This is a genomic window from Curvibacter sp. GW821-FHT01G03 (assembly GCF_059422285.1).
On record NZ_JBWKWP010000007.1, the window covers coordinates 121,619 to 142,164 of the forward strand.

13 protein-coding genes and 1 riboswitch are annotated in these 20,546 nt (G+C 65.3%); of the genes, 7 read left to right on the plus strand and 6 right to left on the minus strand.

Annotated features, from left to right (window positions below; all coding sequences use genetic code 11):
* Positions 1-24: 24 nt before the first annotated feature.
* Positions 25-2,748, minus strand: coding sequence for a DUF349 domain-containing protein (locus tag AC07VS_RS11615; protein ID WP_494751001.1), 2,724 nt, complete (start codon positions 2,746-2,748; stop codon positions 25-27).
* Between the two features lie 244 nt (positions 2,749-2,992).
* Positions 2,993-6,772, minus strand: coding sequence for a DUF748 domain-containing protein (locus tag AC07VS_RS11620; RefSeq protein ID WP_494751002.1), 3,780 nt, complete (start codon positions 6,770-6,772; stop codon positions 2,993-2,995).
* A 689-nt stretch (positions 6,773-7,461) separates the two neighbouring features.
* Between AC07VS_RS11620 and AC07VS_RS11625 the strand changes: the two genes are divergently transcribed.
* From AC07VS_RS11625 to nrdR, 3 genes are all read left to right on the plus strand, one after another.
* On the plus strand, positions 7,462-8,283 hold the full coding sequence (locus tag AC07VS_RS11625) for a transglycosylase SLT domain-containing protein (RefSeq protein WP_492345098.1): 822 nt from the start codon (positions 7,462-7,464) through the stop codon (positions 8,281-8,283).
* 67 nt (positions 8,284-8,350) lie between these two features.
* A riboswitch (ZMP/ZTP riboswitch) is annotated at positions 8,351-8,481 on the plus strand.
* Between the two features lie 45 nt (positions 8,482-8,526).
* Positions 8,527-9,771 carry a serine hydroxymethyltransferase gene (glyA, locus tag AC07VS_RS11630; protein WP_492345097.1) on the plus strand — a complete coding sequence of 415 codons (1,245 nt, stop codon included), beginning with the start codon at positions 8,527-8,529 and terminating at the stop codon, positions 9,769-9,771.
* Positions 9,772-9,882: 111 nt separating this feature from the next.
* Complete coding sequence (nrdR, locus tag AC07VS_RS11635; protein ID WP_492345096.1) at positions 9,883-10,332, plus strand: transcriptional regulator NrdR; 450 nt, start codon at positions 9,883-9,885, stop codon at positions 10,330-10,332.
* Between the two features lie 70 nt (positions 10,333-10,402).
* On the opposite strand, the gene AC07VS_RS11640 is transcribed toward nrdR, so the two are convergent.
* The 3 genes from AC07VS_RS11640 to aroC form a co-directional block, all read right to left on the minus strand.
* The gene (locus tag AC07VS_RS11640) at positions 10,403-12,388 is read right to left on the minus strand and encodes an alkyl/aryl-sulfatase (RefSeq protein WP_494751003.1); all 1,986 of its coding nucleotides are present in this window, start codon (positions 12,386-12,388) and stop codon (positions 10,403-10,405) included.
* Between the two features lie 133 nt (positions 12,389-12,521).
* The gene (locus tag AC07VS_RS11645; protein ID WP_494751092.1) at positions 12,522-13,691 is read right to left on the minus strand and encodes an MFS transporter; all 1,170 of its coding nucleotides are present in this window, start codon (positions 13,689-13,691) and stop codon (positions 12,522-12,524) included.
* 56 nt (positions 13,692-13,747) lie between these two features.
* Positions 13,748-14,845 (minus strand): chorismate synthase, encoded by a 1,098-nt coding sequence (gene aroC / locus AC07VS_RS11650; protein WP_492345094.1) that lies wholly within the window; start codon positions 14,843-14,845, stop codon positions 13,748-13,750.
* 149 nt (positions 14,846-14,994) lie between these two features.
* Between aroC and AC07VS_RS11655 the strand changes: the two genes are divergently transcribed.
* Entirely contained in the window at positions 14,995-17,235 is a 2,241-nt protein-coding gene (locus AC07VS_RS11655) for a sensor domain-containing protein (protein ID WP_494751004.1), read from the plus strand.
* Positions 17,236-17,318: 83 nt separating this feature from the next.
* On the opposite strand, the gene AC07VS_RS11660 is transcribed toward AC07VS_RS11655, so the two are convergent.
* Positions 17,319-17,771 (minus strand): CBS domain-containing protein, encoded by a 453-nt coding sequence (locus tag AC07VS_RS11660; RefSeq protein ID WP_492345092.1) that lies wholly within the window; start codon positions 17,769-17,771, stop codon positions 17,319-17,321.
* A gap of 205 nt (positions 17,772-17,976) precedes the next feature.
* On the opposite strand from AC07VS_RS11660, the gene AC07VS_RS11665 reads away from it, so the two are divergent.
* From AC07VS_RS11665 to AC07VS_RS11675, 3 genes are all read left to right on the plus strand, one after another.
* Positions 17,977-19,296: an O-acetylhomoserine aminocarboxypropyltransferase gene (locus AC07VS_RS11665; protein ID WP_492345091.1), complete on the plus strand. Its 1,320-nt coding sequence runs from the start codon at positions 17,977-17,979 to the stop codon at positions 19,294-19,296.
* 3 nt (positions 19,297-19,299) lie between these two features.
* Positions 19,300-20,118, plus strand: a complete 819-nt coding sequence (locus AC07VS_RS11670) for an alpha/beta fold hydrolase (protein WP_494751005.1) — start codon at positions 19,300-19,302, stop codon at positions 20,116-20,118.
* Positions 20,119-20,184: 66 nt separating this feature from the next.
* Positions 20,185-20,541 (plus strand): Mpo1-like protein, encoded by a 357-nt coding sequence (locus AC07VS_RS11675; RefSeq protein WP_494655518.1) that lies wholly within the window; start codon positions 20,185-20,187, stop codon positions 20,539-20,541.
* The last annotated feature ends 5 nt before the right edge of the window (positions 20,542-20,546 follow it).

Below are 20,546 nucleotides of genomic sequence, written 5' to 3' on the forward strand. Positions count from 1 at the left end.
GATCGCCGTCCCAAGCCTGCGCCATCAGCGCAGCAAGGCCTTGAGAGCGTTCTGCAAGCGACGTGCCGTGGCCGGATCGCTGGGCGACGCCAACACCGTGGCCGCATCCTGGCCCCAGGTCTGTTGCGGCGACGGATCGTTACGGCGGGTCAACAGCTGCAATTGCAGCGTGCGTCGCGCATTGATGTGCTCGGCCGGCGTCGGCACCTCAGCCGCCATCTCCAGGCGCAGCAAGGCAGTAGAGGCGTCGCCCTTGGGGGCGGCACCAAGCGCCTGGCTCCAGGCGCCACGCACGGCCGGGCTGACCCGCCCACCCAACTCCTGGGTGCCCGGCAGTTGCGCCGGATCGCGCTGCTCCCAGGCGCCCAGCAACTGGGTGAGGGCCTCGCCATGGGCCTGGGCGGCCAACTTGCGCAGCGCCAGTTGGGCGTGCTCCAGCGCCTCACGCTGGGCGCGGAATGCCGTATCACCCAGGCGCGGACCCCGGTCTTCGCGGGGCGCACGGTCGCCGCGGTCACCGCGGTCAAAACGGGGACCGCCACGGCCATCATCACGCGGGCCACGGGCACCATCACGCCCGGCCCCGCCATCGCGGCGCTCACCCGGACGGCCCGGACGGCCAGCCGGTGCGGGCTCAGCCTTCTTCATGCCAGGGCGGTCATCGCCTCGCACAGCCACCACCTTGCGCGGTGCCGGGGCGGGCTTCGGAGCCTCTTCGGCTGCAGCCTGGGCCGGCTCGGCAGCCCCTTCGGTGGCGTCAGTGGCCTCACCGGCCTCGGCAACAGGCGCCTCAGCAGCGGACGCCACCTCGGCACCCTCAGCTGCGACAGCGGCCGCCACGGCCTGCTGGGCCTGGGCCTGGCCACGCAAGGCAGCGTCCAGCGCCGCCATGGCAGCACGGATCTTCTGTGCGTCGCCACTGGCGTTGGCGGCTTCCAGCGCCTTGGCCGCGTCCAGCACCACCTTGTCACGTTCGCTCAAGGCCGCCGAGGCCTTTTCGCGTTCGGCGCTCTTGCGGTTGAAGGCTTCGTCGATCGGCTTGCGGAAGGTATCCCACAGCTTTTGTTCGTGCTTGCGATCCAGCGGCACGGCTTGGGCCTCGGCCTGCCAGCGCTGTTGCAGGGCCTTGACAGCGTCCACGCGCAGAGAGGCGGCAGCGCCCAGGGCCTTGGCCTCTTCGATCATGGCGTGGCGCACAGCCAGGCTGGCTTTCTGGGCCGCTTCCAGCGGGGCAGCGGCGGCCGAGATGGCCTCCTTCCAGAGGGGCTGGATTTCGGCAAAAGCCTTTTCACCCAAGTGCCCGGCATCGCGCCAGCGGTCACTGAACTGGTACAGCGCGCGGTTGATGGCTTTCCAGTCGGTGCTGGCAGCATGGGCTGATGCCCAGGCCTTGAGCTCTTCGATCAGCGCCAGTCGCTGGGCCTTGTGTTCGGCCGCATCGGTCTTGATCTTTTCGAGCCAGGCTTCGACCACCTTGTGGGCCTCGTTGCAGGCCTCGTCAAAACGCTTCCAAAGTGCGTGGTTCGGCGCACCGCCCTGGTCGGTCTGCTTCCACTGATCGCGCAGGGCGCGCAGGGTTTCCTGCATCTTGCGACCCCCCAGGGTCTGGCCTTCAGGGCGGTTCAACAGGGCCTCGGCGCGGACCACCAGGGCTTCACGCACCTGGTCGGCGCTCCAGCGCTGCCAGCCTTCGAGTTCACCGGCCGCCACCAGGGCGGTGTGCACCTGGTGCTCAAGAGCAGCATCGATCAGCTTGCCATGGTCCTTGAGCACAGCACGAAGCGCGGAGGCCGCACCAGCGCTGCCCTTGCCATGACCTTCAGCGGTTTCCTTCTCGAGGCGTTCCAGGGCCTGGCGAACAATGTTCGAGGCCTTGTTGCGCAATTCGGGGGGCACGGCCGGACGGGCAGCACGGGGCGGCTTGGCTGCTGCAGCACTGGCGGCAGCGGCTTCGGAAGCTTCGGTGGGCAGCCCACGGGCCACACGCAGTTCATCGGCCCAGACGGGCACGGTGGGCAGAGGTGCCGCGGCATCTTCCGAGGCAGCCAGCGCCTGGGCGATGGCGACCTGGAAAGCCTCCCAAACCACCAGCAACTGAGCACGGGAAGCGTCCAGCATGGGCGGAAAGCGGGCATCAACGCTGGCCCAGGCGCCATCGCCGGTGAGGCCTTGTGCCTGGTCCTGCCAGGCCTGCACGTCGCCGCGCAAGCCTTCGAGCACCGCATGGGCATCGCGCCAGGGCTTGGTGGACAGCACTTCGATGCGTTGCGCCAGCAACACGGCGGCCTCGCGCTGTACCTGAACGCGGTGCTGCAGGTCTTCGATCACCTTGACGCGATCGGCCAGTTGCACCTTGAGCACCGACAGCGGTTCGCGGCTGAGCGGGGCGCCAGCCTTGGCCGCATCGCGCTGCCAGGCCATGGCGTCTGCAATGTTCAGTCGCGATGCCGACAGCAGGGCCTGAGCCTTCTCGGCCCACTCGGCGGCGATCACTTCCTGACCCTTGGCGCGCTTGAGCTCGTCCAGGCGCTCACGCACGGGACGGGCTGCGCCCTTGTCACGCACGCTGAGTTCCTTGAACACCTCCTGCAATTGGCTTTCGGCCGGATTGCCCGCCAGCCACTCGCGAATGCGCGAGGAGCGCTCACCCGAGGTGGGGGCAGAAAAGGCACCGCCCGTGAGCGCGTCCAGAGGGTGGACTTCTTGGGCTTTGGCCGGAGCCGGGTTCACTTCAGGAGCTTCGGACATTTTGTTGCGGGAAGAAAAACTGAACATTTTGTAGATCGGTAAACACGGCGCGCCGCCTGATCAGGCGGGCACGACGCCGTGACGCAGACATTTGCGGCACGGAATCAAAACGCTATTTTCGCCGGAATTGGACAAGCCCCTCCAAACCGGCCGGGTGAAAGATGTCAACAGTGTTGCTGAGGGGCGCCAAACCAGGCCCCGAGCCGCCGATCAAAAGGGCTGAAAGGCGGCCTGGCAGCCCCCTTCAGCGGGTGTCCAACAGCAGTTCAGCCGAGGGAGTCCAGGTGCCTTCGTTGCGCAAGGTCTTGGCCGCGCCGAGAAACAAGCGGCTCACCGGCACCGCGCGACCCAGCAAGTAGTCACGAACCACCACCCCCCGCTCCACCGCCAGGGCTTGCAACAGATCGTCCGTGACGGGCACGCTGGCCAGCAACAGCGACGCCATCTCGGAGGCCGGCAAATCCTTGGCCAAGCCCAGCAGATTGCGCGGTTTGGGCAAGTCGGCACGCTGGTACACGGCCTTGAGCAAAGCGGATTGCTCTGCCTCGGTGACCGCCTCGACCTCAGTCCCCTTGTGGCCCGCAAGCACCGCCTGTCGCCGCTTTTCGGCCAGCATCATCTGCGCCAATTGCTGATGGCGATAGCCCTCTCGCTCCTGTTGGACATTGACCTGCCCGACCACGGTGAGCTTGAGCGCCGGGCGGTCCAGCAAGGCCTGGGCGACCTTGTCCAGCCGTTGCCGGGCTTCTGGTGTCAGGCCCGAAGCGCCCGGGGCAAAGGCGATTTCGTTGCTCTCGGAGTGGCCGCCTCCAAACGCGTTGGCCAGCAGGCTGAACGGCGAGGTAAGCGCCTTGGCCACCAGGTTCAACAGAAGGCGCCCCACGATGGGTGCCAGGCGGAAATCCGGATCGTTGAGCGAGCCACTGATGGGCAGATTGATGTCGATCACCCCATCCCGATCGGCCAGCAAGGCCACGGCCAGCTTCACCGGCAGCGAGGCTGGAGCCCCTTCGACTTGCTCGCCGAAGCTGAGCTGATTCAGGATGATGTTGTTGCTTGCATTGAGGTGCCCGTCCGGATCAACCTTGTAGGCCACGTTCACGCTGAGTTTGCCGCGCTCGATGCCATGGCCTGCGTACTTGATGGTGTAGGGCGATAGCGGTGGCAGGTCCAGCTCGCGCACCTTGCCCTGGATGTCCAGCGCCAGGGGGGTGGCCAACGGATTGAGCTTGCCCGAGACCTCGAGCGAGGCCGTGCCCTCGGCACGCCCGCGCAGTTCCAGATCGGCCAGGCCCGCCAGGCTGGCGTTCGCGACCTCGGGCACCGACGAGAAGGCCCCCAGGCGCCCGGTCAACTCGCTGAGGCTGGCCGAGTAGTTGGGCCGCACAAAGCGATCCGAGAACAGGACGCGTCCATTGAGCAGGCTGATCGGCCCCATGCGGATCACGGGCTTGCTGGCGACGGCTTGAGCCGGTGCTTGCGGTGTCTGCGGCGGCTTGGCTGCAGCCGCCTCCTTGGCCAGGCCGGGCTCAGGTGTGCTGTCGCGCACCAGATTCTGCAAATTGATGCGCCCCTGGTCGTTGATCACCACTCGGGCATAGAAGTCGCTCAAAGCGGTTTCGGCAATCCCCAGCGTGAGCGGCAGGCCTGGCTGCAGAGCCAGATCGATGCCCCGCAGGCTGAGGGCCTTCCAGCTCAGCAGCTCGTCGCTGGTGGGCGGACCGGCGTCGGTCCCCACCTGGGCCAACACACTGTTGGCCCGCACATCCTCCAACGCACCGTCGCCCTTGACCCGCACAGTGGCGCCGGCAGCGGCCACGGTCACCTCCAGCCCCCCCCGAAAGCTGGCGTCGGCCCGCGGCAACTCCAGGTTCAGCACATCGCCAAAATAAGGTTCAACCGCATGCAGAGGCAGTCGGGTCAACTCCAGTCGCCCCTGGGTGGAAAACGGCACCAACTTGACCCGGCCGCGGTAATCCAGGCGACCCGGCTCGGTGGCGCCCCCCCCATCGCGCGCCGGCGCCCCCAGACGGGCCGCCAATTGAAGCTCCACCGGCTCAGTGCCCAGTCCGTTCGGGCCGCCACTCCATGGGCCGGCCAGCAACTGCAGACCCGCGGCATCCAACGCCACCCCTCCAGGCTTTCTGGCCACCACAGCCGTCGCATCGCGCCAGGCCAGGCTGCCTTCGCGCAAGGCCAACTGCCCCAGACGCCATTGCCAGGCGGGCGGTTGGACGGACGGCACATGCCCCTTGTCTGCGACAGCACCCGGTCTCAACTCTTTCGTCGAGGCGCCCGGACTCTGGGCCTTGAACCAAGACTCATACATCCAATGCCCCTGCGCATCGCGAGACACGGCTGTCCGAGGCCCGCTGAGGGACAGCAGCTCCGCACTGGCCGTGTGCTGCCCCAGATCGATACGGGCATCGCTGAGGCTCAGTTGATCCCACCCGGCCAACTCCTGTTCGCCCTGCCTCAAGCGCAGGGCATCCACCGTCAGGCTGCTCAGTTGAACCGCCAGATCGGGGGCGCGCCAGCCGACCCCACCCACCAGGCTGAGCCGCCCTTGCAGCGTCGGATTCAGGTAGGGCGTCAGGTAGGGTGCGGCCGCCGCCAGCGGCAAGCCCTCAACCCGCAAGGCCACGGACGCGGCCCGGTCAGTGCCCTGCCCTTCAAAGCGCAGGCGGGCGCCAGCCGGGCCTGGTACAGCGACGCCCGGTCGGCTTTTGCCACTCACCTTGTCGGCACCCCGGTCCGCACCCTCGGTGGGGCCTGCCAGCACCAGACTGCCTTGAAAACGGGCTGGTGCCTGCATGGGCCAATGCAAGGCCTCGACCTGCAGCCCCACATCAGAGGCCGACAGCACGGCCGCAGGCTGAACCCCCTCATCCCGCCAGCCCAGCCGGGCATGCTGCAGTTCAATGCGGTCCACCTGCACATGCCAGCCACGCTCTGCCGAACCAGCCTCGGCAGGTGCTCCAACCGCCTTGCCAGGCACTGCGGCAGAGGGCGCCGATGCCGCCGACCAAGCGAACTGCCCAGCTGCGTCTCGGCGCAGATCCAGAGTCGGGCCATCCCATCGCACCGCCCGCACATGCACGGAACGCTGCAATGGCTGCAGTGCGGCCAGGTCCACCGACAGTGAGGGGAAGGCCAGCAAGGTGCCGCCCGAAGCATCGTTCACGCGCACATGCTGGGCACCCAGCGTGCCAGACAGCACCAGCTTTTGCTCAGGCACCTGCTCGAACACCAGCTTCAGATCGGCCTCGACCTGCCCCGACGCCAGGCGCACAGGCAAAGCCTTGGGCCAATAGGGCAGAAAAGGGGCCAGATCCAGCGGCGCCATCCGGGCCAGCACCTCTGCACGGCGGTTGTCTGCAAAGGGCGTGGCTTGAGCAGACCATTCAAATGCCGTCCCGTTCAGCTGAAATGCCAGGTGCGGCTGCACCAGCACCGAACGGCCCGAGTCGAAGTTGCTCAGAAAAGGCAGGCCCAACTGCAACGCCGTCAGATGGTGGTCCTGACCAGCCACGGTATCGCGAAAATCGATCGCACCATCCACCAGGCTCAGGTTGTGCAGCGCAAAGCGCAGTGGCGCTGCCGCCGGGTCCGATGGCTTGCTGGCCAGGGCGATCAAATCGTCGACGTCGTAGTGCCCGGGCTGGGTGTGAGTCAGCAGCAGATGGGGCCGCTCGATCACCAGGGCATCCAGTACCGGTGCCAGCCTCACCAGGGACTGAAGCTCAGCATCTATATAGAGACGCTCCACGGCCACTTGCTCGGCATCGCCGTCCAGCGTGCGGACCACCAGATCGCGCAGCGTGAGCTCCAGGCTCCAGGGGCGGAAATCCACCTCGCCCACGCTCACCTGACGCCCCAAAGCCTCGCTCGCTCGCGATGCGATCAAATGCCGCAGCAGCGGCGGCACCAGGGCCCAAGCCAAGACCCAGACCAACAGGATGCCTGCTGCACCCACCACACCCCGTCGCAGCCACGGGTTCTTGCTCAAAGACGCCAGATTCATGGGCAGCATTGTGCTGCGGCCGGCAGCGAAGCATTGCGTGAAATTTCACGAAAGCCTCTCTGGAGGCCCCAGCATCCGAAATAAGAAAGCCCGACAGACCGAACACTCGATCTGCCGGGCTTGACGGCTGGCTAAAGGGCCTTTTGCCGTCAGACATGCAAGCGGGAGAGAACAGTCCCGGCTTGCAGGGAAGGCAAGAGATTGCCTTCAGGGTTTGCCGGGTTCGCTTCGTCATCGCCACCCCGTCATACGCAGGGCGTGGACTGTCACTTGCCGACGGTCGCCTGAAACGCTCAGGCCTTTTCAGGATAGTTCGGACAAGAGCCGATTCAAGAAGCGATTTCCAATCAGAAGATGAACTTCGATTGAGTTTTTTAACGACTGTATGAACGTCCAGATCCGGGCCTCTATACCCCATTTTTAATACCATTTTAAATATAACAAATCGATTCAATACTGTTGACTTGTTATTTGCAATGCTTCTAGAATCCGCCCGTCCCCAAAAACAAGGGACAACCCGAACCCGCTGCCGACCCCGGCTAAGTCAGTTCACCCCTTTGCAACCCCCTTGGGTGCCCCGGTGAACTTGATGGCGTACCAATCCAAACGAGGGTTGGTTTCACGGCACACACCGCTGCTTGCGCAGCCCGTGCCGCCGTGAACCACCCCACGCGTAGAAAGGAAGAGCTATGACAGCGTTAGGTCAAATCGCCCGAGGCTTGCGAACTTTCGCATCTGATATCGCCGAAGGTTTTTTTGAGATCACACACAACGGTTTTGCCCTGCTGGGCTTGGCTGTTGCCTTTGCTGTGATCACCCTGACTGCCCGCCCTGACCTGCGTCAGGCTGGCGAAGAAGAATTGATGGGCTGGTTGCAGTCCCGTCAGGAAGCCCTCACCGGGCTTCAAAACGAACGCGACGCCCGTGAACGTGCGACCGCCACCGACCCACGGGCCCTGCCCAAGTCGCAGGCGGCCGTGGCTTATTGGCTGAGCCGCAAGTACCGTGTGGCCCCCGAGCCCGTGAGCGCCCTCGTGGCTGAAGCCTGGGATGTGGGCAAGCGCAACAGCCTGGACCCGACGCTGATCCTCGCCATCATGGCGATCGAGTCGAGCTTCAATCCGTTCGCTCAGAGCGCCGTCGGAGCCCAGGGCCTGATGCAGGTGATGACCCAGGTGCACAGCGACAAGTACCAGGGTTTTGGCGGCCATCTGGCGGCCTTCGACCCCGTGGCCAACCTTCGCGTTGGCGTCAAGGTCTTGCAGGACTGCATCGCCAAGGCGGGCTCCATCGAAGGCGGACTGCGCTTCTACGTGGGCGCGGCCAACGTCGAAGACGATGGTGGCTACACCGCCAAGGTGCTGGCTGAACACAGCCGCCTTCAACAAGTGGCTGCCGGCCGCAACGTGCCCATCCTGCCCCCCGTGATGGTGCCAGTGCCTCCGGCGCCCGCCCGAGCCGCAGCGGCCCCAGCCAACAGCGAAAAGGTGGCTCTGCTGAGCCAATCCTGAAAGCCCTCTGACGTCAGCACGGTCACTGGGGGCTGGCATGCAGGCCTTGGGCCGCATCAGTTACACTAGCCCGGTACGCGACTGGCGATAGGCGCAGGCTCCTGCTGGGGCCCTGCCGCTGACGTGGGGTTACCACTGGGAAGCGTGCCGCTCCAGGGCCTTGGCCCGAGTGATCAGCCGTTCGCCTGGGCAGCCCTTGTTCTTCTCTTCCGAGCAACAGGGACCACGTCTTTAAGGACTGCCATGTACAACCGCAACATCCTCGTCGAGCAAACCGATCCCGAAATCTTTGCTGCCATCCAGGCTGAGAACGCTCGCCAAGAGCACCACATCGAGCTGATCGCCAGCGAAAACTACGCCTCACCCGCCGTCATGTGGGCGCAGGGCTCCCAACTCACCAACAAGTACGCCGAAGGCTACCCCGGCCGCCGCTATTACGGTGGCTGCGAGCACGTGGACGTGGCCGAACAACTGGCGATCGACCGCGTGAAGCAGATCTTCGGCGCCGATGCCGCCAACGTGCAGCCCCACTGCGGCGCGTCGGCCAACGAAGCGGTCTTTCTGGCTTTCCTGAAGCCCGGCGACACCATCATGGGCATGAGCCTGGCCGAAGGCGGCCACCTGACCCATGGCATGCCGCTGAACATGTCTGGCAAGTGGTTCAACGTGGTCTCTTATGGCCTGGACGCCAATGAAGCCATCGACTACGACGCCATGGAGCGCAAGGCCCATGAGCACAAGCCCAAACTGATCGTGGCAGGGGCCTCTGCCTACAGCCTGCACATCGATTTCGCCCGTTTCGCCAAGGTGGCCAAGGACGTCGGCGCCATCTTCATGGTCGACATGGCCCACTACGCCGGCCTGATCGCCGCAGGCGTCTACCCCAACCCGGTACCGCACGCTGACGTGGTCACCTCCACCACCCACAAGAGCCTGCGTGGCCCGCGTGGCGGCATCATCCTGATGAAGGCCGAGCATGAAAAAGCCATCAACAGCGCCATCTTCCCCGGTCTGCAAGGCGGCCCGCTGATGCACGTGATCGCTGCCAAGGCCGTGGCTTTCAAGGAAGCGCTGCAACCTGAATTCAAGGCCTATCAGCAACAGGTGATCACCAACGCCCGCGTTGTGGCTGAAACCCTGACCCAGCGTGGTCTGCGCATCGTCAGCGGCGGCACCCAAAGCCACGTGATGCTGGTCGACCTGCGCGCCAAGGGCATCACTGGCAAGGAAGCCGAGGCCGTGCTGGGCGCCGCCCACATGACCATCAACAAGAACGCGATCCCGAACGACCCGGAAAAGCCGATGGTCACCAGCGGTATCCGTGTCGGTACCCCCGCCATGACCACCCGCGGCTTCAAGGACGAAGAAGCCCGCATCACCGCCAACCTGGTGGCCGATGTGCTGGACAACCCGCGCGACGAAGCCAACATCGCCGCGGTGCGCGCCAAGGTCAATGCCTTGACCGCCCGCTTCCCTGTGTACAAGTGACCCCCACGCTCCTCACTGCGTGTGTCGCCACCCCCCAAGGGGGCTGGCCTTGCTTGGGGCGGCCCGGCGCGGCGGCCGCTTTCTGCCATTGAATCACCGAGGCTTTGAACCATGAAATGCCCTTTTTGCGGACACGCCGAAACCCAGGTGGTGGAAACGCGTGTCTCCGAGGAAGGCAACTTCATCCGCAGGCGGCGCCAGTGCGGCGCCTGCGAGAAGCGTTTCACGACTTACGAGCGACCGGAGGTCAACTTTCCGGCGGTGGTCAAAAAAGATGGCCGTCGCATCGACTACGAGCACGCCAAGCTGCAGGCCTCATTCAACCTGGCCTTGCGCAAGCGACCGGTCAGTACTGTGCAGATCGACAGCGCCATCGAACGCATCGAAGAAAAGCTGCTCAACCTGGGCCAGCGTGAAATCGCTTCACACCGCATTGGCGAATTGGTCATGCGTGAGCTCAAAAAGATGGACAAGGTGGCCTACATCCGCTTTGCCAGCGTGTACCGCAGCTTCGAAGACATCGACGAGTTCAAAACCCTGGTCGACGAAGTTCGAAAGTAGCCACCGCAGCCGTTTGGGGCCCCTCACACCGCAAACAGGCCCCGCATGCGGGGCCTGTTGCCTGATGGCATCAGCGCGCCGTGACCTGGCGGGGCGTGACCACCGGGAAGGCGGCCGGAAACTCGTCGATCAGGCCCAGCAGTTCGCCCACTTTCTCCGCCTTGCCGGTGATCTGCACCTTGCCGGCACCAACGGCCTCGCGCAGGCTCAACTGCTTGGTGTTGATGGCGTCCAGGACGCTGCGCGGCAGCGTCAGCGTGGCGTCGGCCTGGGGATCGGTCTTGCCCTTGAGGTAGGTCAGGGCCGAGTTGTCCAGAGTCATGGCGTAGCGCTGCTGGGTGTCGGTGAAGACCCAGTTCAGCACGATGGTCTTGTTCACCGCTCGCACCCCATCCAGTCGCACCCCCATGAAATCAAACAGATTCTCGATCGACAGGGCTTGCACCACGTCGGCACTTGAACTGGCGGTGGCCCCTTTGGGCACACCGTTGCGCAACTCGCTGGCCCCTTGCAGATAGGCATTGCGCCAGGTCGCCGATTCAGCCTGATACCCCATCTGCTCCAGGGTGGCGGCCTGCAACTCGCGGGCCTCTCGGTTGTCCGGGTCGCTGAAAACCACCTGATTGACCACCTCGGCCACCCAGCGGTACTCCCCTTTCGCAAAATCCGCCCTGGCCTTGGCCAGCACAGCCTCGGCCCCGCCCATGTAGGCGACCCACTTGCGGGCCGCAGCCTGGGGCGGCAAGGGGTTCAGGTGGGCCGGGTTCGCGTCGTACCAGCCCAGGTAGCGCTGATACACGGCACGGGCGTTGTGGCTGACCGTGCCGTAGTAGCCACGGGCAAACCATTCGCCAGCCAGCCCGGGCGGCAGCACCAGTTCTTGGCCAATCTCATCTGGGGTGTAGCCCTGGTTGAGCAGATGCAGGGTCTGGTCGTTGATGAACTTGTAGAGATCGCGCTGCTTGCCGAGCACACGGGTGATTTCTTCACTGCCCCAGGTGGGCCAGTGGTGCTGGGCCAACATCACGTCGGCACGGCCCGCATAACGTTCTCGGGCCTCGTTGAGGTAGCGGGCCCATTCATTGGCGTCGCGCACCTGGGCGCCCCGCAAGGGGTACAGGTTGTGCAGGGTGTGGGTGGCGTTCTCAGCCATGTTCAAGGCCCGCAGTTGCGGGTAGTACATGTGCATTTCGGCCGGCGCCTCGGTACCGGGTGTCAACTGAAACTCCACCTGCACCCCGTCGATCACCTCGTTCTGGATGGGCTGGGTAATCAGCCGGGTAGGCGCAATCAAGGTGACCTTGCCCCGCGAAATGTACTTGCCCAGGCCCGCGTCGACCTGCTGGCGCTCGCCGCGCGGCAGCAGATGCCCGAACTGGAACAGGGCGCGTCGGCTCATCGCGTTGCCGGCGAGCACGTTCTCGCTCACGGACTCTTCCATGAAGCCCTGCGGGGCGTAGATGGCCACCCGCCCGGCCGCCACGTCTTCGGCCGAAGCCACCCCCTTCACCCCACCGTAATGGTCCACATGGCTGTGGCTGTAGATCACCGCCTTGACCGGCTTGTTTCCACGGTGCTCCCGGTACAGCGCCAGCCCTGCAGCGGCCACGGTGTCGGTGGTCAGCGGGTCGATCACGATCAGGCCACTGTCGCCCTCAATGATCGTCATGTTGGCCAGATCGAAGCCCCGGATCTGGTAGATGCGGTCGGTGACCTTGAACAGGCCATGCAGCATGTTCAACTGCGCCTGACGCCACAGGCTGGGGTTCACCGTGTCAGGCACCCGCTCCTGCTGCAGGAACTCAAAGCCTTTGAGTGTCCAGGCCACGCTGCCATCCGCGTTGCGGATGGTTGCAGCATCCGGCAGGCTGGCGATGAAACCACGCTGGGCGGCCTCGAAGTCGCGCCGGTCTTCACGCGGCAGGCCTTTCAGGGCTTCGGACTGTGCCAGCACCGTGGCAGGCTCGGCGGGTTGCGGCTGCTGGGCCCAGCCCGGCTGAGCCATCCATGCCAGCAGGCTCAAGCCCACAGGCGCAGCAAACGATCTGATTTTCATGGTGTGTCTCCTCACAAAATGGACGCCGGGCGATCCTAGGCCCGGTCCGGCAATGAGGTGATCACCGAAGTGACGGCAACCGAACAAAGGCGGCTGCGGGCGGCTCCATGGCGCCTCACCCGGGCACGGGGACTCAACGCGACAAAGGGTGTGCCAGCTTGTACAGGCGCCAGGCACAGGCGCTGCCCACCAAGGCCATGGCACAGGCGGCCCAATACACGCTGGACAAGCCGAAGGCCTTGGCCAGAAAGCCTCCGCCCAACCCACCCGTCACCCCCGACAGGCCATAGCCAATCACCGTGAACAGCGCCTGCCCCCGGCCGCGCAGGCGGGCCGGAAAGTAATGAGACACCAGCGCAATGCAGGCGGTGTGATGGGCTGCAAAGGTCAAGGCATGCACGCACTGCACCACCAGCAAGACGGCCAGCGAGGCCCCGAACGCCGCCGTCAACCCCATGCGCACGGCCATCACCAGCCCGCACAGCACCAGCCAGACAGTCAACGGCCAACGGGGCAACCAGCGACTCTGGGTGAAGAACCAGCTCACCTCCACCACCACCGACACGGCCCACAGCACCCCGATGACCGCCTTGCTGTAGCCCAAGGAGTCGAGGTACAGCGAAAAAAACACATACAGGCTGACGTGGGACAGCACATGGAAAAAGAGGGAGGCAAAGAACCAGCGCACCTCGGCCAGGCGCAGCACGGGCCAGACCGACAAGTGCTCGTGCCGCGCGTGCTGCACGGCCTCGCGGTGGTCTGGCAGCCACCAGGTGCTGCCCACCACCGCCAGCAAGGTGAAGAGCGTCCAGCCCGGAAAATGGCCCATGCCGAACAGCTCGAACCAGCTGCCCGCCGCAAACACCGTCAACAGAAAACCCAAGGAGCCCCAGAGCCGCACACGTCCGTAACGCCTGGCATCAAATTGCCCGCCCTGGCTCACCAGGTGGGCCATGGCCGCCTCGCTCATGGGCATCATGGCACTGGTGTGCGAAAACATCAGCAACAGCACCGCGCCCAGCCACACCACCCCCGCCTGAGGCCACCACAGGCCCAGCGACAGCAACAGGGCGGCCGTGGCGCTGTAACGCATCAGCCGCACGCGTTCGCCCGTGCGATCCGACAGCGCGCCCCACACATAAGGCGCAAAAAGGCGGGTGAGTGACTGGGCCGAGGTCAGCAGGCTGATGGCCAGCAAGGGCAGGCCCAGGTCCTTGAGCCACAGCGGCAGGTAAGGATTGAAAAACCCGATGTGCGCGAAATAACTGGCCGACAGCGCGCCAAACGGCAGCAAGGCACGCATGGGCGCCGCCTGGGCCGGCGCCACTGAAGGGGCAGACACCGCAAAAACCCGTCGACTCAGGCCACCGAGCCCGGGATCGGGGGTACCGGCAGGCGCACGTCGCCGCATTGGGCACGGTGGCGCAGCACATGGTCCATCAGCACCAGCGCCAGCAAGGCTTCGGCAATCGGCGTCGCCCGGATACCGACGCAGGGGTCGTGGCGCCCTTTGGTCACCACCTCCACCGGCTGACCGTTGACGTCGATCGACTCGCGCGGCGAGATGATCGAGCTGGTCGGCTTGATCCCCAGGCTGACCTCAATGTCCTGCCCGGTGCTGATCCCGCCCAGGATGCCGCCCGCATTGTTGCTGCGAAAGCCTTCCGGGGACAGCGAATCACCGTGGGTGGTGCCCCGCTGGCTCACGCTGGCAAAGCCGGCCCCGATCTCCACGGCCTTGACGGCGTTCAGACCCATCATGGCGTGAGCGATGTCGGCGTCCAGGCGGTCATACAGGGGCTCACCCAGGCCCACAGGCACGTTGGAGGCCACCACCCGGATGCGGGCACCACAGGAGTCGCCGGCCTTGCGCAGCGCGTCCATGTAGTCTTCCAGCGGCTGCACATTCGCCACCGGCGCATAAAAGGGGTTGTGGGGCACATGGTCCCAGCTTTCGAACGGGATCTCGACCTCACCCACCGCCGTCATGCAGCCGCGCAGCACGATGCCGTGCTTCTCGAACAGCCACTTGCGGGCCACCGCCCCGGCCGCCACCGTGGGGGCCGTCAACCGGGCCGACGAACGCCCACCGCCGCGCGGGTCGCGCACGCCGTATTTGTGCCAATAGCTGTAATCGGCATGGCCGGGCCGAAAGCTCTGGGCGATGTTGCTGTAGTCCTTGCTGCGCTGATCGGTGTTGCGGATCAGCAAGGCAATCGGGGTGCCCGTGGTCTGCCCCTCGTACACGCCGGAGAGGATCTCCACCGCATCGGCCTCCTGGCGCTGAGTGACATGGCGGCTGGTGCCTGGGCGGCGCCGGTCCAGCTCGACCTGGATGTCGGCCTCGCTGAGTAGCATGCCCGGTGGGCAGCCATCAATCACGCAGCCGATGGCCGGGCCGTGGGATTCACCAAAGTTGGTGACGGAGAAAAGGGTTCCAAGGGTATTGCCGCTCATCCGGCGATTATCCCAGAGTGGTGCCAAGGCGCTGGCAAGCCGCCGACTCACAGGCCCTGGTCGGCACTCCCTTGCCGAATCCGCTCCGACAACCCTGTTACAGCCTGCTACGATGTATTGAACAGGGGACATCCCAGCGCGAGGCGCCAATGCCATCACGGAATCCATCAGAGCCAGGTCAGCAGGCTGGCCCGCCCGCTGCGGCCACGCCGTTGCTGGTGGCGGGGCAGGCCATGGTGGTTCGCGCGCTGGATGCCAGCGACAGTGCCATCGTGGTCACTGATGCCCGGCGGCGCATCTGCTACGTGAACGAGGGCTTCAGCCGCATGTTCGGCTACCGCCCTGAAGAGGTGCTGGGCCACCCACCAGACGAAGTGTTGCTGGGCCGACACTCCGACCCCCACCTGCCCCAGGCCATCCGCGACGCCCTGGCGCTGCATGGACACACCCGCGTTGAAACCCTGGTCTATGGGCGCAACGGCCAGCCCCGCTGGGTGTCGATGGTGGTCAATCAGACCGCCCAGGTGCTGAACGGCACTCAGTCGATCACCGTGATGAACGACATCACATTGACCAAGATGCACGAAGTGCTGCAGAAAAAAGTGCTCGAAGGCATGGTCAACGAGATGCCGCTGACCGAGTTGATGAACCTGGTCTGCCGCGAGGTCGAACGCATTGCCCCCGAGGTCACGGCCACCATCCTGGCAGTTGATGAGACCGGCTGCGTTCACCCACTGGCGGCCCCCAGCATGCCCCTCTACATCGGTCAGGCCATCGAGGGCATGCCGATCGGCCCCAGCGCAGGCTCCTGTGGTACCGCCGCCTGGCGGGGTGAACCGGTCCTGGTCACCGACATCGAGACCGACCCGCTGTGGGCGGACTACCGGGCCGTCTTTGCACCGACCGGTCTCAAGGCCTGCTGGTCCAGCCCCATCAAGAACCACCAAGGCCAGGTGGTGGGCACCTTTGCCTTCTACTTCCAGGACCGCCGTGTGCCGGACGCGCTGCACCATCGCCTGGTCGAAGTCTGCCTGCACCTGTGCGCGCTGGCCCTGGAGCGCGAGGCCGCGCGGGCACGCATTCACCAACTGGCTTATTTCGACGTGCTCACCGGCCTGCCCAACCGCACCATGTTCCGCCAAAGTGCAGAGCGTGCCCTCGCTCAACTGGACGGGCAAGGAGGCTCGGCCGCCCTGCTCTACATCGACCTGGACCGCTTCAAGCGGGTCAACGACAACCAGGGCCATGCGGCCGGCGACGCCCTGCTGTGCGAGGTGGCGGCCCGACTCATGCGCAGCATCCGTCCACGAGACCTGGCGGGGCGCCTGGCAGGCGACGAGTTTGTGCTGCTGCTCACGGGTTGTGCTGCCGAGCAAGCGGTACAAACCGCCCAGCGGGTGCTGCAAGCCTTGGCCGTCCCGGTTCAGATCGATGGCCAGACCCACCAGCCCCAGGCCAGCATCGGCATCGCCTTGTTCCCCACCGATGGTCAGGATGTCGACACCTTGCTGCGCCATGGCGACCAGGCCATGTACCAGGCCAAGAGCGATTCACGCCACAGCCTGCAGCTCTTCAATGCCGAGATGAACCAGCGCACCCAGGCCCGGGCTGCGCTGGAGCTGGCCCTGCGCCAGGCCCTGCATCTCGGTCAGTTGAGCCTGCATTACCAGCCTCAGGTCCGCAGCGATGCCGCACAGACCCTGTATGGCGTCGAGGCCCTGATGCGCTGGCAGCACCCTGAATGGGGCATGGTGCCACCCGACCGTTTCATCCCGGTGGCCGAAGAGGCGGGCTTGATCCGCGCCATGACCGACTGGCTGATCGACGAAGTGTGTCTGCAGCTGGTCCGGTGGCGTCAAAGCAACTTGCCCGTGCCCCGGATCGCGCTGAACCTGTCCGCCAAGAGCTTTCACGAAGCTGATTTTTCGGCCCGGATGGAGGCTCGCCTGCGCCAACACGGCCTGCAGCCCGCCGACCTGATGCTGGAAATCACCGAGAGCGTGATGATGGACACCCGCTCCACCACAGCGGCCAACATCCAGGACCTGCATGTGCGGGGGTTTCACCTGTCGCTGGACGATTTTGGCACCGGCTATTCCAGCCTGAGCTACCTGCACCGGCTGCCCATCCGGGAGCTCAAGCTGGACAAGAGCTTTGTGCAAGACCTGTCCACCAGCCAGGCGGCGCGCACGCTCACCCTCTCGGTCATGAGCATTGCCCGCAGCCTTGACATCGAGGTGGTGGCCGAGGGCGTCGAGACGCTGGACCAGAAAAATTGGCTGCAAAGCCAGGGTGGGCCGGTGCTGCAGGGCTACCTGTTCAGCCGCCCCCTGCCTGCGGCCGATGTCGAACGCTGGCTGAAACAGCACCCGAGCCCGGAGCTGGGCTGAGCCCTCCACGAAAAACCGGGCCCACAAGCCCGGTCGTCGACGCCCCGCGCAAGCCGGTGAACGGCCTGCCCAAGTCGGAAGAATCAGCTGGCGCTGTTGTCTTCCTCGGGCCAATCACGGATGTAGGCCTTGAGCATCTTGTTCTCGAAGTTCTGGCTGTCCACGACGGCCTTGGCCACGTCATAGAAACTGATCACCCCCATCAGCATGCGCTGGTTCATCACCGGCATGTAGCGCGCATGACGGTCCAGCATCATGCGGCGCACCTCGTCGAGGTCGGTCTCCGAGGTGCAGGTCAGGGGGTGGTCATCCATGGCGCTGCGCACCAGGGTTGTGCCAACGCCGCCGCCGTTCCTCACCACGGTCATGATGACTTCGCGAAAGGTCAGCATGCCGACCAGGTCGCCATGCTCCATGACCACCAGCGAGCCGATGTCTTTCTCGGCCATGATCTGGACGGCCTTGGCCAGAGGTTCGTCGGGGGTGGCGGTGTAGAGCGTGTTGCCCTTGACCCGGAGGATGTCGCTGACTTTCATGTTTCGTCTCCTGGCGATTGATTGGAAAGAATATAACGAAGAAATCCCCGTTCGCCGACCGATTTTGCAACCTGCATGACACAGGTTCGACCCGTTGGGTGTCCAAAGCACGGCAAGCTCTGCGTGTGCGCACGCGGGCCACACCGAGCAGGCCTTTTATGATGATGCGCTCGCACACAAGACGAGAAATCAGAGGAGACCCTGCATGGCCGGCTATTCAGACCCCGGGTTCGACACCCTGGCACTTCACGCGGGCGCGGCGCCCGACCCCAGCACCGGCGCCCGCGCCGTGCCCATCCACCTGAGCACCTCCTTTGTGTTCGAGTCCAGCGACCACGCAGCCGCCCTTTTCAACCTGGAGCGCGCTGGCCATGTCTACTCACGCATCTCCAACCCGACCAATGCGGTGCTGGAGCAGCGCGTGTCAGCGCTCGAAGAAGGCATTGGGGCCATCACCACGGCCAGCGGCCAGGCGGCCCTGCACCTCAGCGTGGCCACGCTGATGGGGGCCGGCTCGCACATCGTCGCGTCCACGGCCCTGTATGGCGGCTCGCAGAACCTGTTGCACTACACGCTGCGCCGCTTCGGCATCGAAACCACCTTTGTCAAGCCAGGTGACATCGATGGCTGGCGCGCCGCCGTGCGCCCCAACACCAAGTTGTTCTTTGGCGAGACCGTGGGCAACCCGGGTCTGGACGTGCTGGACATTCCCACCGTGGCCTCGATCGCCCACGAGGCGGGCGTGCCCCTGCTGGTCGACTCCACCCTCACCTCGCCTTACCTGATCAAGCCCCTGACGCTGGGGGCCGATCTGGTCTATCACTCGGCCACCAAGTTTCTGTCCGGTCATGGCACGGTGATCGGCGGCATTGTGGTCGACGGCGGCAGCTTCGACTGGGACGGCCCGGCCGCGGCAGGCCGCTTCAGCGAGCTGACCCAGCCCTACGACGGCTTCCACAACATGGTGTTCAGCGAAGAATCCACCGTCGGGGCCTTTTTGCTGCGCGCCCGGCGCGAAGGCCTGCGCGACTTCGGCGCCTGCCTGAGCCCGCATTCCGCGTGGCTGATCCTGCAAGGCATCGAGACCCTGCCCCTGCGCATGGAGCGGCACATGAGCAACACCGCCCGGGTGGTCGAGTTCCTGGCCAGCCAGCCTTTTGTGTCGCGCGTCGGCCATCCGCTGCTCGAATCGCACCCCAGCCATGCCCTGGCCGAACGCCTGCTGCGCTTCGGTGCCCGCGGCGCCGGCTCGGTGTTCAGCTTCGACCTCAAGGGCAACCGCGAGCAGGGCAAGAAGTTCATCGAAGCGCTCAAGCTGTTCAGCCACCTGGCCAATGTGGGCGACTGCCGCTCGCTGGTGATCCACCCAGCCAGCACCACCCATTTCCGCATGAGCGACGAGGCCCTGGCGGGCGCCGGCATCAGCCAGGGCACCATCCGCCTGTCCATCGGCCTGGAAGACCCCGACGATCTCATCGATGACCTCAAGCGGGCCCTCAAGGCCGCAGAAAAGGCGGGGAGCTGAGCCATGATCCTCAACGTCAACGGACACGACACCTACTGCTACACCGGGGGCAAGGCCTTCAACCCGGCCCAACCCACCGTGGTCTTCATCCACGGGGTGCTGAACGACCACAGCGTGTGGATTCTGCAAAGCCGCTACCTGGCCAACCACGGCTGGAACGTGCTGGCCATCGACCTGCCCGGCCACTGCCGCAGCGCCGGCGAGGCACCGGCCAGCGTAGAACAGGCCGCCACCTTCATCGGCGAGCTGCTGCAGGCCGCAGGCGTCGACCAGGCGGCGCTGGTGGGGCACAGCTGGGGTTCGCTGATCGCGCTGCAGGCGGCCGCCCAGCTCCAGCAACGCATCAGCCACCTGGTGCTGGTGGGCTGCGCCTTTCCCATGAAGGTGTCACCGGCCCTGCTCGAAAGCTCGCTCAGCGAGCCCGAGAAGGCGCTGCGGATGATCAACGTGTTTTCGCGCAGCACTCTGTGCGCCCCCCCGTCCACCCTGGGGCCGGGCACCTGGGTGTTTGGCGGCGGCATGGCGCTGGGCCGCCGCGTGCTGCGCAGCAACCCCCAGGTGAACGTGTTCCACCGCGGGTTCAAGGCCTGCGACCAGTACGCCGGCGGCATGCAAGCCATGGCCGATCTCAGCTGCCCGGTGCTGTTCGTGCTGGGCACGCAAGACCAGATGACACCACCCAAGGCGGCCCAGGGCCTGATCCAGGCCGGCCAGGCCGCGGGCAAGGCGGTGCGCAGCGTGAACGTGCCGGTTGGCCATCACCAGATGAGCGAAGCCCCCGACGACACGCTGTTCGCGATCCGGGATTTCCTGAGGGCCTGAAGACACACGGGCGACAGCGACCGACGACTGGGGCTGCCTAGACTGCCCCAACCCAGGAGCCGCCCCATGTCCTCAGCCCAAGCCAGCACCGAAAGCAGCCCGCTCACCCGCAGCGTCGACCCACGCCAGTTCACCCGCTTTGCTGATTTTTACCCCTTCTACCTCGGCGAGCACAGCAACCGCACCTGCCGGCGCCTGCACTTTCTGGGCTCCACGCTGAGCCTGGTGTGTCTGGCGATGCTGGCCGTCACGGGCCGCCCCCAATACCTGCTGTACGGATTGCTGTGCGGCTACGGCCTGGCCTGGGTGGGGCATTTCGTGTTCGAGAAGAACAAACCCGCCAGCTTCAAGCGACCGCTTTACAGTTTCATGGGCGACTGGGCCATGTACCGCGACCTCTGGCTGGGGCGGGTGCCGTTCTGAAAAGC